At 63.7% G+C, this 12,564-nt stretch carries 17 protein-coding genes and 1 pseudogene; 6 read left to right on the forward strand and 12 right to left on the reverse strand.

Going from position 1 to position 12,564, the window contains the following annotated elements:
- The first annotated feature begins 229 nt into the window (after positions 1-229).
- Entirely contained in the window at positions 230-430 is a 201-nt protein-coding gene (locus tag AC4EEO_RS20320; RefSeq protein WP_491331007.1) for a hypothetical protein, read from the forward strand.
- A gap of 522 nt (positions 431-952) precedes the next feature.
- Here AC4EEO_RS20320 and AC4EEO_RS20325 read toward each other — a convergent pair.
- Entirely contained in the window at positions 953-1,120 is a 168-nt protein-coding gene (locus tag AC4EEO_RS20325) for a hypothetical protein (protein WP_491331006.1), read from the reverse strand.
- Between the two features lie 686 nt (positions 1,121-1,806).
- Between AC4EEO_RS20325 and AC4EEO_RS20330 the strand changes: the two genes are divergently transcribed.
- Both AC4EEO_RS20330 and AC4EEO_RS20335 read left to right on the forward strand, forming a co-directional pair.
- Entirely contained in the window at positions 1,807-2,571 is a 765-nt protein-coding gene (locus AC4EEO_RS20330) for a hypothetical protein (protein ID WP_491331005.1), read from the forward strand.
- A gap of 271 nt (positions 2,572-2,842) precedes the next feature.
- Positions 2,843-3,415: a hypothetical protein gene (locus tag AC4EEO_RS20335; protein WP_491331004.1), complete on the forward strand. Its 573-nt coding sequence runs from the start codon at positions 2,843-2,845 to the stop codon at positions 3,413-3,415.
- 140 nt (positions 3,416-3,555) lie between these two features.
- Here AC4EEO_RS20335 and AC4EEO_RS20340 read toward each other — a convergent pair whose 3' ends face one another.
- Together AC4EEO_RS20340 and AC4EEO_RS20345 are read right to left on the reverse strand one after the other, a co-directional pair.
- Complete coding sequence (locus AC4EEO_RS20340) at positions 3,556-3,711, reverse strand: ANTAR domain-containing protein (protein ID WP_491331015.1); 156 nt, start codon at positions 3,709-3,711, stop codon at positions 3,556-3,558.
- A 158-nt stretch (positions 3,712-3,869) separates the two neighbouring features.
- Positions 3,870-4,211, reverse strand: a pseudogene (locus AC4EEO_RS20345) (GAF domain-containing protein); the annotation flags it as partial.
- Positions 4,212-4,501: 290 nt separating this feature from the next.
- On the opposite strand from AC4EEO_RS20345, the gene AC4EEO_RS20350 reads away from it, so the two are divergent.
- Positions 4,502-4,708 carry a hypothetical protein gene (locus tag AC4EEO_RS20350; protein WP_491331003.1) on the forward strand — a complete coding sequence of 69 codons (207 nt, stop codon included), beginning with the start codon at positions 4,502-4,504 and terminating at the stop codon, positions 4,706-4,708.
- Between the two features lie 338 nt (positions 4,709-5,046).
- On the opposite strand, the gene AC4EEO_RS20355 is transcribed toward AC4EEO_RS20350, so the two are convergent.
- The 4 genes from AC4EEO_RS20355 to mobC form a co-directional block, all read right to left on the reverse strand.
- Positions 5,047-5,715, reverse strand: coding sequence for a helicase associated domain-containing protein (locus tag AC4EEO_RS20355; RefSeq protein WP_491331002.1), 669 nt, complete (start codon positions 5,713-5,715; stop codon positions 5,047-5,049).
- Positions 5,716-6,121: 406 nt separating this feature from the next.
- Entirely contained in the window at positions 6,122-7,063 is a 942-nt protein-coding gene (locus AC4EEO_RS20360; RefSeq protein ID WP_491331001.1) for a hypothetical protein, read from the reverse strand.
- Between the two features lie 17 nt (positions 7,064-7,080).
- Complete coding sequence (locus AC4EEO_RS20365; protein WP_491331000.1) at positions 7,081-8,640, reverse strand: relaxase/mobilization nuclease domain-containing protein; 1,560 nt, start codon at positions 8,638-8,640, stop codon at positions 7,081-7,083.
- A complete protein-coding gene (gene mobC, locus AC4EEO_RS20370) occupies positions 8,640-9,032 on the reverse strand; it encodes a plasmid mobilization relaxosome protein MobC (protein WP_491330999.1) in 393 nt (130 codons plus the stop codon). The genes AC4EEO_RS20365 and mobC overlap by 1 nt, the downstream gene beginning before the upstream one ends.
- A gap of 419 nt (positions 9,033-9,451) precedes the next feature.
- Here mobC and AC4EEO_RS20375 point away from each other — a divergent pair, with 419 nt between their 5' ends.
- Both AC4EEO_RS20375 and AC4EEO_RS20380 read left to right on the forward strand, forming a co-directional pair.
- Positions 9,452-9,712, forward strand: a complete 261-nt coding sequence (locus AC4EEO_RS20375) for a helix-turn-helix transcriptional regulator (protein ID WP_491330998.1) — start codon at positions 9,452-9,454, stop codon at positions 9,710-9,712.
- Between the two features lie 10 nt (positions 9,713-9,722).
- Positions 9,723-10,031 (forward strand): hypothetical protein, encoded by a 309-nt coding sequence (locus AC4EEO_RS20380; RefSeq protein WP_491330997.1) that lies wholly within the window; start codon positions 9,723-9,725, stop codon positions 10,029-10,031.
- 101 nt (positions 10,032-10,132) lie between these two features.
- Here the strand turns inward: AC4EEO_RS20380 and AC4EEO_RS20385 are convergent, their stop codons facing one another.
- From AC4EEO_RS20385 to AC4EEO_RS20405, 5 genes are all read right to left on the reverse strand, one after another.
- Positions 10,133-10,420, reverse strand: a complete 288-nt coding sequence (locus tag AC4EEO_RS20385; RefSeq protein ID WP_491330996.1) for a helix-turn-helix domain-containing protein — start codon at positions 10,418-10,420, stop codon at positions 10,133-10,135.
- A 2-nt stretch (positions 10,421-10,422) separates the two neighbouring features.
- Complete coding sequence (locus AC4EEO_RS20390; protein ID WP_491330995.1) at positions 10,423-10,689, reverse strand: ParB family protein; 267 nt, start codon at positions 10,687-10,689, stop codon at positions 10,423-10,425.
- Positions 10,689-10,850, reverse strand: coding sequence for a hypothetical protein (locus AC4EEO_RS20395; protein WP_491330994.1), 162 nt, complete (start codon positions 10,848-10,850; stop codon positions 10,689-10,691). The genes AC4EEO_RS20390 and AC4EEO_RS20395 overlap by 1 nt, the downstream gene beginning before the upstream one ends.
- Before the next feature lie 82 nt (positions 10,851-10,932).
- Positions 10,933-11,898 carry a single-stranded DNA-binding protein gene (ssb, locus tag AC4EEO_RS20400; protein ID WP_491330993.1) on the reverse strand — a complete coding sequence of 322 codons (966 nt, stop codon included), beginning with the start codon at positions 11,896-11,898 and terminating at the stop codon, positions 10,933-10,935.
- Positions 11,899-11,903: 5 nt separating this feature from the next.
- Positions 11,904-12,170: a glutaredoxin family protein gene (locus AC4EEO_RS20405; protein ID WP_491330992.1), complete on the reverse strand. Its 267-nt coding sequence runs from the start codon at positions 12,168-12,170 to the stop codon at positions 11,904-11,906.
- Between the last annotated feature and the right edge of the window lie 394 nt (positions 12,171-12,564).

Raw genomic sequence — 12,564 nt, forward strand, 5'->3', positions numbered from 1 at the left:
TAGCTTGCAACCAGGCAGGCACGTCAGGGCGCAATCACAAACTCGGCCGAGCCCAGGGATCCATACACCCCCTGTGGAATGACGAGGCGGCCGAAACCAACAGCACAAACCTCGAATCCCAGTGGCGCCACCGGCGGCGCTCCAGAGGGCTTAGGGAATCAACCACTCTTCCGGCACCCAGCCAGCCAACGGCTTGTCGCCCGCATGTATTGAACGATGGAGACCAAGGATGTTTACCGACGACACCATTATCATCGAGGCCCATAACCGCGCATCCAGAGACCTACAGCTTGAGGAGGCCACTCGCCTGCTCAGCGAGAAGGCAACGGACCGGGGCATTCTGGTTATACGCCACAGCTTCAGATCCTTTACTGCTACCCTCAGCTCCGGCGTTGAATACGGAGTTATTCAGGAATTGGATCTGCTGTGAAGCCAGACACGAACTCCGTCCCCTCCCTCTCTGCCGAGAAAGCTGCCGCGGCGCTCAGGCTATTGGCCGGTCTCATGGACGGATGCCCGCTTGAACTCGCCCAAGGGCCGAGGGACCTGGAGGCAATTGCTTGGATATGGCAGTCACTGGAAGATCTTGAAGCAACCATCATCGGTCTTAGCCGGAGTACCTAGGCACCGTTTCTGGATGATGGGCCGTACCAGTCGTTGCCTGGAGTGTTCAGAAGACGGACTTTGGAGAACCGACCGCGTGTGCGTTGAGCATTGATGGAGCAACGGCAACCTTGGCATGGGACGCCTCGTCACAAAAGTTAGGCTTCAGCAAGCCTCAAGCTTCCTTCCTAGCCAGTACGCATGGACAGATATGAGGCCACGTTACGTTCTTCCGTTACTCGAGGCGCGAGGGCGAACCAATGCCGCATCCATGCTGTCATACTTCGCCCTGGCGGCTTTCCATGCCTTCCTTACCGAGGGCATGCACGATATGGGTGTGGCGGTCCGGTTAGAGGCTCATGTAGTCCCAAAGGAACCGCTGGACGGCTCGTTCACCATCATCGAGGGCAAGTTCCACTAGGTCTGCCCGGACGTAGTCGGGAACGGCGTGTGCCCGATCCTGTTTCGGCCGTGCCGGACCGGCGGTCCCTTTTTCGAAACCCAGGGCGCGTGCCATGTACTTCTCCTCTAATCCGACGACTATTCGCGCCTTTCGACCATGCCTTTCTGGATGTCTCCGGCGTAAACCGCACGCTGGAAACTTGTTCTGACTTGGCGGAGGCTGGGAAGGTTACGCCATAAACGACCCCGTGAAACGGCCAGCTCTGGCCTACTCTCCTCCGCTTGTTTCAACGCCGATAACGGATATTCTGTAAAGCTGGGGGAGTGATTGTCGGTGTTGTCGGCAGGAACCAGCGCCCGCGAGGGAAAATCGCCCTGCATGCTCATATGACGACCTAGCGTCCAACGTCCATGCGCACAGGACGGCAGCCGCAGAAGTTTGCATGTGAAACGGAAGTTGGTGCCAAATACAAATAGCTCAACGAGTTCTGCTCTTTGCCAGGACCGTCTTCTGCAGAGCGGGAAACCACCGCTGATGATCTGCGTCGTCAGTTAAATTTGGAGCGACTGCTACGGTGAGAAGTAGATACAACTTGGGCTGTGAGCGCCGGCCAAATACAACCTTGAACCCCTGCAACCGCAGGGGTTCTTCTCTTTAGGTACCGAAAGGAGCCAGCCTCTTCACCACCACCAATCAGCCTCAATAGTCATCCCTCAAGGACCGTCTCCCGGACGGTCCTTTTCTTTTGCCCTTTTCCGGCATTTCCGGCGTCTCAGACGCCTTCAACACAGGAGGTAACCATGAATTCACACCCATACGCGCTCTTCATCCAGTGGGCCGCAGCGACTTACGTAGAAGAGCGTCTCCCGGGCAGCGGGCCGTCGCAGGCGGTACTCGCCTGGCTGAGGGCTTACGGCATAACAGCCGCGAGGGTCGAGGCTTTTCTTCGGCTTAGCCCTGAGCACTCCACCACAATGCCTAACGCATTGGTTATGGACATTCTGGAGCTCAGCAACTCAAAGGTTCGCCAGACGCTGAAGGACGAAGACCTTCTCGACGCGCTGCTCCACGCGTGGTGTGCCTTGGCCGACGTCTACGGCAAGACGGCTACCCCGGCCGACCTGGAAGTGGCACGACTGCAACTGCTGGCGGAAGCCGGCCACGCGCTGATCATGGCACAAGGTATGAGATACCCGGGCGCGGAGACGTTGCTCCGCAGGTATTGGCGAGAGGCCGAGCTGCTAGACCTTTCCCGCATCCACAAAGGCTCACCGGGTTTCAAAGAGGTCGGCGCGGACCTGGAGTACATCAAGGGGCAGAGAAAGTTTCTCCCAAAGCGGCCGGCACCGATCCAGCAGCCCAAGCCTATAAAGCCAGTTTCAGTGCAGGGGAAGACGCTTAAGCCCCCGGCCAACCAGTGCCCAAGAACACCCACGTCAGCCCAAGACGAGGATCGGATCCCGCCTCTGCCGACGAGCGGACGGCGTTGGCGTAACCCGTCCGAAGACGTAACCGAAGGATATTACGGGAACTGGCGTGACCATTGGGACAACACATTGCCATGAACGGCCAGGAGACGAGGCCTCAGGACCAAGGGCGCAGCAGGACTGTCCTGACCTGGATGCAGCTACTTTCGCGGTCCTGCCGCCGGCCGACAGAACCCTCATCGGCAGTTAGCAAAGAGGGTCTTGTCGGGCCACTCCCCCTCGGGTGCCAAAACGCCGATAACCGACGTTATGACAAGTAAAGTTGCGTAAGCCTCCCCTCTTGGCAACCTGGGTTGCGCTCGGGCATACTGGTCACTGTACCAACCAGAGGCCGTTGAGGAGAAGCAGAATGGGCTGGTTTACCGAAGGCAGCGAGCATGAAGGCTACGTCGTCTGCGTCTTCGCCGACGGCCTGTACGGGTCCGGCGGCAGGTGGATGGAAATCAACCTGATGACGCGCGACGGCCGCCCGGTTGCTCACGAGAGTGATCCGGACCGTCAGGCGTGGCGGCCGTCGTCCCAGGTGGTCGGCTGGCGGGTCGCCTGCAGCTGTGTTCCGTCCCGGGAACACGTCGTCTTGGACCCGTTGTGGACACGGGTCTGGGATCCGGCCGACGAGGATATTGCCGCGGGGCGGATCTTCGCGGGGCCGCCGGCCAGCGCCGACGCTGCCGATATTGCCGATCGGGAGGATCTGGAACCGGTGTTCCTGGATGTGTGGCACCGGCATATCGCCCCGGACCTGTCGCTGCACACGATCGGCGCCTTGGGCCGGAGTCTGAAGGACCTCGAATCGCAGCTCGACGATGCCGTCGCAACCGCCAGGGCCGCGGGTGTCTCTTGGGACAGGATCGGCCGGGCATTCGGGATCACGCGTCAGGGAGCCCAAAAGCGCTGGGACACCCAGGCAGCCAGTCGGTAACTGTCACGGAAGTCGCTGGCTGGGGTCTTCAAACATTCACAGTGCAGCCGGTGAGCCCGGACACGCTCCACTGGATCATGGCTGGGTTGCATGGGATGCACCGCGGGTGCCGGCTCGTTCCGGAACGGGCACCGGGCAGCTTATTCGTCGAAGTGGGTGGAGGCTGCGGCGTGGCCGGTCTTGGTCCGGGCGCGGAGGATGTCTTCGGCGACGTCCCGGAGTTTCTCGTTGCGGTTTGCTGATGCTTTTTGCAGTTTCGCGAAGGCTTCGTCCTGGCTGCAGCGGTCCTGCGCCATGATGATGCCGGTGGCCAGGTCGATGCCGTCCGGCTCTCCATGGCCGCTTTCAGGTCCGCAGCGAGCAGGTCGGCGGTGGCGATCCGCACGGTCAGGCGCAGCGCCTGTCCTGCCATGTCCGCGAACACGGCCGCCTCGTCGATGACGTCCCGGGTGAACAGGCCCGTGTCGGCGGCGAAGAAGTTCAGCGCGGCCGAGGCGTCCTCGCCCAGTTCCAGGGGCACGCCGAGCACGCTTCGGGCGCCCGCGGCCGCGAGGTTTTTGGCGTAGGCGGGCCAGCGGTCCGAGGTCGCTGTGTCGGCCAGAAGAACCGGCTGGAGGGTCTGGAGTGCTTCCAGGCAGGGGCCGTCCCCCAGGGCCTGCTCCACGCCGTCGAGCAGGATCGCGATGTCGCTGCTGCCGGCAACCGTCGCCCTCCGGCGCCGGCGATGCAAAGTAACAGCACACTCGATACGGGACCCGGCAGCCCGCGTGAGCGTAGCCGCAGCGTATTTGCTCATCCCGGTGAGGAACCCTTTGACATCGTCCGTTCCGGTGATGAGGTGATGCAGCCGCTGGAAGTCTTCGTTCTGTTCCTCCGTCTCCACAGCGACAGTTAGAAATCGTCCTTTCAACGGGCAACAATGGCCGATCTGTGCGGTCCCGGTCCGTCTCAGCTATTGGCGGGCTGGGGGTGACCTCGGTCCGGTGCAGGTGGCAGGATAGTGTTCCAGCTCCAGCAGTGGCGGCTCCCCGTGACCATTTGAAGGACGACCGGCCCGTTGCTTGGGCGGCCGCAAGGTATATGACCATGACCGGAGATCCACGCCCCGCAGCTTTGGAACTCGTGCGGAATCACAGTGCCAGCGCCGAACTGCTGTGGATGCGCTACTGGGCCAACGGCGGAAACGCCCCCTTCGAAGACTTCGATGCCTACCTGCACGGGCTACTGGACGGGGACAGCAACGACCACGAGATCCTTGCCACGGCCGTCGAAGACGTCACATCCCGGCCATAAAACGGACGGGCCACATCGCCGCCAGAGTACGTTGGGGCGCCACCAGCTCACTTGGACCTCGCTCCGCCGAATTTTCCATTCGAACGCCAAAAGCCCGCCCTATATGTTCAATGCTGAAGGTTGTCGAGCCCCAATCGAGAACCTTCCACATGAAGGCCCGCCGCTCCCCCAGTCGGCGGGCTTTCGCATTAGTTGGCCAGAAGGGTGTAAACCAACGTTCCAGACTTGCGGCCGCAGCGTGCGGCGTGGTCGTGAACGGACGCGAGGGGCGGGAGGCCGCAGAAGAAGCAGCCACGGCCTAGTGACGCGGCCGAGGAGTCAAGGTCAGCGGCTGGTTTTTAGGTTACAAATTCCAATTGGCTTCTACTGCGTCGGCCTTTGGGACGGCCTTCCCGCCAGTTGGGGATGTTCTCGTTGAGACGGGCTTCTTTGGCGGCGGTTAGTTTGCCGGCGCGGTAGTCGATGCGTTGGGTGTGAAGCCACACACCGAGGGTTCGTTCTTCTCTGTTGTCGGTTTTGTTGTGCCGGGGCAGCTGATTGCCGGCGGCAAGCCAGGCGACCGTCTCGTCCAAGCGTCGATCCCAGCGGGCTGCATCATCGGCCTGTTTCGTCGGCGGGTTGCGCCAGCCTGGAATCTCATCCAGCGCTTCCGCGTAGGCCGGGACTACAGTGCCGGCAGTGGCTGCCTCGCGCTTGCGTTTGAGCCAGCTGGCCAGCGCTTGCTCTTTTTTCGTGTGGCGGGTGGGTAACCGGCCTTCGGTCCGATAGAGGTGAAGGATGTCTTCCAGGTTCTGCAGGCCCGCAGGGCGCGGACGTGGCATCGGGACCGGCAGGGCTGCCTCGTGTGCGGCCCGAAGGTCCGGGTCCTGTCTCTTCGCGATGGTCAGGTGGTACCGGACCGTGCTTGCGGCGACTCCGGCGCCGGCAGCAATCTTCGATGATGGGATGCCTTGCCGGTACATCTGCACCCATTCCGGGTCCGGGGCCGGCCGTTTGATCTGCGTCATGGGGTCAATTTCTGCGACGCCCCGAGAGCTCGCGCGGCGTCGAAGCTGGGACGCGTCGGCTCTTCGCGGGCGTAGAACCTCTGACGGCCGGTGACGGACACGGAACCAGGAAGGGATTGTTCTGGTGCAAAGCACCCGGCGGTCCCGCTGATGGTCATGGACTCATGATGCCAGCAGACAGCGAAGGAATGGCGTTTGGGGGACATGGGAAAAGGTGCGCTCCCGTTGCCGGAGCGCACCTTTTTCGTTACCCCTCGTGGTCACATCCCAACCCGACCACTCACATAATAAGCATACTGATTACTGGTCACACAAGCCCGTGCACCAAAGATTCTTCAGGAGTATCACGCGGGAAGTGCCGTCACCGCGGACCGATTGAACTGCCTCGTTTGAACAGCATGACGGGTTACCGGCTCATACCCTTTTGTAGGAGCTTTGTCAGGCCGTTGGTTCCGCGGGTTTTGCGGGCCTTGGCTGGCTTTGGTCCTTTTCTGAGGGCTGCGCTGGGTGGCGTGCCCTGGTCCTGGTCGGCACTGAGCCGGGCCTGTACGGCTTCGCGGTCGGCCACCCCTTCGAGGTTGGCGGCCAGCGCCTGTCGTCGTTCGGCGGAGTCGTACGTGTCGCCGGCGTCGTGCTGCAGTTGCTCGGCGCGAAGGTTGTCGCGGGCTTCTGACCAGTTGCTGACCAGGGTCCGCTCCATGGTCCGTGCCTCGATCAGGCTGTCCGCGAAGTTGTGCCGCAGTGACCAGCCTTCCGCTTCAAGGGGGTTGGTCTCACGGAGCCAGGCCTGCGCCTGGTCCAGGTCTTCCTTGGCCGGCGCCTGAAGGCCTTCCTCCCGTTCCCTGTCTTCCCGGCCGGCTTCGGCGAGCAGCAGTGCGGCCTGGACATTCTCGTCACGACCGGTGGAGCGTTCCGCTTCGGCGTGGCCGCGCTCCCGCATTGCTTTTGCGACGGCATCAGCGACCCGCCCTTCATCGGCGCTCAGGGTGTCCACATCGATTTCGTAGCGGAAGAGCACCTGGTCGCGGATTACTTCTGCGGCGTCGCTCGCTACGGGGTCGTGGCCCCTCCAGGCGGTCGCAACCTCGTAGGCCCGTTCCATATCGCGGCCGGTGGCGGTGTCCCACCACCGGTTGTCCAGGACCGGGGCGAGCTGCGCACGGGCGGCTGCGCGTTCGGCGTCGAACCGGGCCTGCAGCTCGCGGGCCTGTTGTTCCTCGGCGGCTTGGGCTCTGCGCAACTCCTGTTCGTGTGCCCTGGCCAGCACTTCGCCGACACGGCCGGCGATGGTGAGCCCCACCCGTGACATTCCCTCGAAGGCTTCGTCGATTCCGTCTGATTCGCTCATGGTTCCCCTCGTTGGTGTTATCTCTCGGCGCCCGGGCGGGCACTCCCGCTTCGGGTGCTCGTGTGGTTGTTTGCCTGCACGTATGTGGGCGGCAGCACCGAGCCAGGGGACCTTCCTGATACCTGGCCGGCCGCACTCGCTTGAACGGCGGCGGCCGCTTCGGCATCCACCGTGGGCGTGGTTGCGGGGACGCTGGGTAGTGCGGCGGCGACCTGGCTGAGTTGGTGTTTCACCATGTGGCTAATCTGGCGTGCCCGGCGCAGGTCGTTGGATGCCTTGTGCATGTCGTGCACGGCCTTGGCGACGTTAAGCAATTGGCGCAGCATGATCGCTTGCGCGGCGGTTCCGCTGCCGCCCGTCGACGCTGCCAGGAGCATGAGGGAAGCGCCACGTGCTGATGGTCCGACGCCGCGGATCGGTCGGGCCGGGTACCGGCGCAGCTGAGCGGTCTTGGACAGTTCGTCGGCTGCTGCCGCGAGCGGCCCGGGGGTTGCCTCGGTGGCGGTGGACCAGGCTGCAAAGGCACCGGATGTCTCGCGTGCCACGTGCGCCCAGGTCGCATGGTCATCCAGCGGAACTCCGCGCAGGGTTTCGCGCAGCCGGGCGACCTCCTCGCTGTAGTGTCCCCACATCTGCGGGTCGGGTTCGTAGGCTTCGCGGCCGATTGTGACCGGGCGGCGTCCGCGGGCGGCTGCCTGCCATTCCGCGACCGCAGCGATGGCACCCTGGGGCGTGTCGTTCCAGTCGGCGCGGAGCTTGGGCAGGGCGAGGTCTTTGGCGAGGTGACCACCGCCGAACCAGACAGGCCGGCAACCCTTCGCCGGCCGCTCGGCGACCTTGTAGCCGACCACGACGTCGTCACGTCCGGCCGCGTACCGTGGCCTGACCAGGGCGCCGGTTTGACGGAGGCGGCGGATGAATTCGGCCTCGTCCTGGGCGGCCGTGGCGCACGCGCGGACCTTGCGTTCGAGCGACCGGCGTTCCGGTTCCGGGGCTCCCCTTCGTTCGGATGCTTCGCGTTCGCCGGGCCGCAGGCCACGGGTGGAATGCGTGGCCGAGAGCTCTTCCAGGCCGTACTTTTTCTCAAGGGCCCGGGCGGCTTGTTGGGCGCGCGGGAAGTCCCGCCAGCTGCTCCACTTTGTGCCGTCTTCGCGGACCATGGAGGCGGCGATGTGGATGTGGTCGTTCCCGGCTTTGCTGTGGCCGTGACGGATCGCGACCCACTGCGCCGGTGCGCGGCCGCTGGCTTCGGTGAAGCCCATCTCGTCCATGAAATCCTGCGCGATGTCAGCCCACTTCTGGTCGGTCAGGTCGCCTTCATCGGCGCGCAGGGACAGGGAGCAGTGCCAGACATGTCCCCCGGGGACCTCGGTGCCCAGGACGGCCCTGGCCCGGTCCAGTTCATTGGCAATGGCCTGGACTGCATTGGCGTTGAGTTCGTCGTCGTTGTGCCACGCCATGATCGACGGAGAGCCCGCGACCAGGTGCGGGTCGGTGTGCTCGTTCGTCCGTCCCGGTCCGGCAAGGTAGGCGATGAGCCCGTGCATGCGGGTGCCCTTGGTGATGTTGGGAATCATCAGCGCACCATCGCGTCCAACATCGTGTTCATCCGGTCCGCGACCGCACGCACCCGGGTCAGCACCGTGCGGGCCGCCTCCGGGAATTCGTCCGTAGCGTTGGCGTGACGGGCGAGCTGGTTGACGTTGTTCGACAGCGCGGCAAGGTAGCGGCGGGCCGCCATGAACTCGACCGCCATCGCCCTCCGTTCAGCCAGCGACTCGGAGTTCTCCGCGTACAGCGCGGCACTGACCAGGATCTCCGACGGGCTCCGCCCGGTCTGTCCCTCGAGGATTCTCAGCTGTGCGCGTTCGAACTCGGACATCGAAACCCGCACGTACTGGGTTTCGCCCTCGATGTTGGCGCGGCGCTTGCGGCCGAAACGGCGCGGGGACTTCGGCTCTTCGCTCATTCCAGTCCCCTCCCCCATGCCCAGCGCAGCGCCCCGGAATCTCCGGGCCACACTCACGAGTGTGCCGCATCCACGCCCCCAGTCCGTGGAGCAACACGCAGGTTATGGCACATAACCGTATAGCTTGCTCCGGAAAATCGCCTTTCCCCGCTTTTGATCGGTTGTTTGGTTGCCGGGTACTGCCCTGGACGACGCTGCGCGTCTGACTTGTCCAACGACTGCGTCGTTCCGTTTCGGCTGGTGATGCTACTGCCCGGTCCTTCCTTGGCAAGTCTGCGCAGCCGGCTTTCGCGGCATATCCTCGCTCCGCTCCGGTATTCCACGATCCGGCCGACACCGACTGGCCAATTCCTTCACCGGCCAAGTTTCGGCAAGCGTGCCGAAAGGAACGCGGCATAGGGTTAGCGAAAGGTACAGTTTTGGCTCTCATCTCACCATCCACAGTGGCCACGCATTACGGAGTCCCCGCGACGACGCTGCGACGATGGCGGCGGCGCGGGATCGGTCCCGAATACTTCCAGTTCACCGCACGGACCGTCAGCTACCACGACGGCTACCTGCGCGACTGGTTCAACGACCCACGCAACGCCGACCTGCTCGCCGAAACCCCTTCGGCGCACAAGGACATGTCATGCCAGGAAGGGCGCGTCCGACGGCCCCGGCCGCGGGACGTTCGTTAGGCTGGATCCCATGGCGAACCTCGACATTGAACAGACACGAAACCAGGCCCGCGCGCTGCTGGACTCCCGCATCGAATCCGTCACCGCCCTGGTGAAAAGCCGCCAGCGAATCACCGAACTCCGGGACCAGCTGGTGGCCGCAGAACGCGATGACAAGCGCGCCTACGTCCAGGCCACCCGCGACGGGTGGAGCACGGACGAGCTCAAGAAACTGGGCCTGGAACCAGCGGCGGTAAAGCGCCGGAGGACGGCAAAGCGCGGCGCCGGTGTGGAGCAGGGATCCGGCCCGGAAACGGCCGCGTCCACCGACGACCAATAATTCCGTCGTTCCATCCAGGACCGGATCGATGTGCCTCGAAATACAGCGAAGGCCGGCACCTACAAAGGTGCCGGCCTTCGCCGTGTCTCAGGGCGTTGCCGTCAGTCGTCATCCGGCGCGTCGCCGTCGTCGATCTGTCCGGCGGCGATGCGCTCGGCTGTCGCGGCGTATGCGGCCTCGATGTACGCGGCCAGGTCATCTTCGCGGACCCGCCAGATCCCGCGGCCGCCAAATTGCGCCGCACGGAGTTCACCGCTTTTCACCAGCGCGTAGAGCGTCGGCTTGCCCAGGTTCAGGACGTCCTGAACCTCATCCAGGGTCATCATGCGTGGCAGCCTCGGGGCAGCAGCTGAAGCGCTGTCGCCGATTCCATTGTTTCCCAGTGCCACGCCTAGATCTCCTCACGCCGGTGTGCCATCTCGTCCTTCTTCCGCTGCCCCCTGCGCAGTCCGCCGGGCCCCACCGGAGGCCAGGGCTTGCCGCCGTTGTACTTGCGCTGGCGGCGCCGCACTTCACGCATCGTTGCGTAGACGATGAGGTCAGAGACACTTGCGTCTCCTTCGGCTTCACCGGTTTCCAGGAACGCAGCCCGGACCTGGCTCGCCTGATCCTCGGTGAAGTAGGGAGTGAACGCCGGTATCTTTTTTTCCCTGGCCATCACGCAGCAACCCGTCCGGGGCGGTGTGCCCGGCCGTTGGCCGCGCCCGCGTGCCGTCGACGAAGCCGGGGGCGGAGGGTCACCTTGCCGTCCTCGTCGAAAGGGTTATCGGAGTGCCGTTGGCCGCCGTCGTCGTGACGGAGATGATCTGCGTGCGTCATCCTGTCCCTTATGCTCATGATCCGTATACGGGCAAACCTGAAGGGCCAGCGTATCCGCTGACCCCCTGCAGGCACTCTGCTCCTAGACCCCTGGTTCTGTCATGCGCCCTGGCTGGCCGTACCCCTCGCCCGTGACGTTCTTTCCGAACCACGGATCATCATCGGTGTAGCCGTCGGTCCCGGCGTCGGGGGCCGCGGCTTCCTGCCGGGTTTTGAACCCGCCCGCCCAGCCAATACGCGGTGCCTTGTCCTGCACGGGCGGCTCGTCCGGTGCCGGGGCTTGGTTCTGCACGGGGCGGCGTTCCGGCGTGCCGGTAGCGGCCGCAGCCGAGTACTTTAACGACAAACCGACTTCGTCGATTTCGAACTCGATAACGGTGCGCGTCTCCCCCGTTTTGGTCTCGTAGGTCCGCGGCTTGAGCCGGCCGCTGGCGACGACGCGACTGCCCTTGGCCAGTGACGCGGCGGCATGCTCGGCCGCCTCGCGCCACACCGTAGAGCGGAGGAACAGCGTCTCTCCGTCCTTCCACTCCTTGGCCTGGGCATCGAAGGTCCTGGGGGTGGAGGCGATGGTGAAGTTGGCGACGGCTGCCCCGCTAGGAGTGAAACGCAGCTCCGGATCCGATGTCAGGTTTCCAATGACAGTAGTCGTGGTTTCGCCGGCCATGAAGGTTCCTTTTCCTCGCGTGCTGGTGATGTTTTCGCTGGGTGGTGTCGGTTCCTTTTGAGGTTCGGTCCCACCCGGTTCGTCATGGGTGAGGTCGTTGGGTTGGTACTGGTTCGCAGTGTGCTCGTCCCAGAGGCCCCCCTCCCCCAGCGGGACGCGGGTGATTGCCGCGAGATACCCGTCATTCCCTCCCCTCTCCGGAAGGGCGTAGCCGGCGTACAGGTCCTCATCAATGGGTTCCACAATGGCTGGTTCCACCACTGCCGGTTGGGGAACGTTGGGATAGATCCTGCCGCTGGGGTTGACCTGCCGGAACAGGTCCACCTCCAACGGGATCCGTGGGCTGAGCTTGTAGCCGACGACCGGTCGCAGGTTTGCCACGGCCCTCACGCTGCCTCGTGAGTCATGGCTGCGTGGACAAGCTTGTCGCGGCGCAGGCCCGACCAGTGATCCTGGTCATCGGCGTTGTTCACCACGACGGGCGCCTGGGCGTAGCCGAGTTCGGCGGTGATGTACTCCAGCGCGGCGGGCACGTCGGTGATGTCCACTGCCGTGTAGGTGATGCCCTTGGAGTCGAAGTAGTCCTTCGTCTTCTCACAGTTCGGGCAGTCGGGCTTGGTGTAGACCGTGTAAGCGGTCGGTGTTGCAGTCATTTCAGCACCTGGTTTCGTATCAAATGAGTTTCGTTCGTCTGGCTGACTTGCTGGTTCAATTCTATCAATCATTCAACTGAATGAATAGCTGTTTGCCGTGCATTCTAGGGCTTTTTGCTAAAGCTTTTTCCTTCGAAAAGTGCGCGATTCCTGCCTCATGGGCCACGGCTACGGATGGTGAGCTTCGCCGCCGGTTACTGTGGTCATCCCCGCAGGTTCGCCACCGCTGCAGCCCCCTGCGCCTTAGAGGTCCCCGACTGGTGGGGTGAGGTGCGCACCCGGATGGAGTGGGGGTGCTGAATAGGTGTGGTCCCCGCTGAAAGAAACCCGACCATCGGCCCGGGTTGGTCGGCGACGGCGGTCTTGGTCCATGGGGAACCAGCCCGTTTCGCCC

It is taken from the genome of Pseudarthrobacter sp. MOO13, assembly GCF_058267655.1.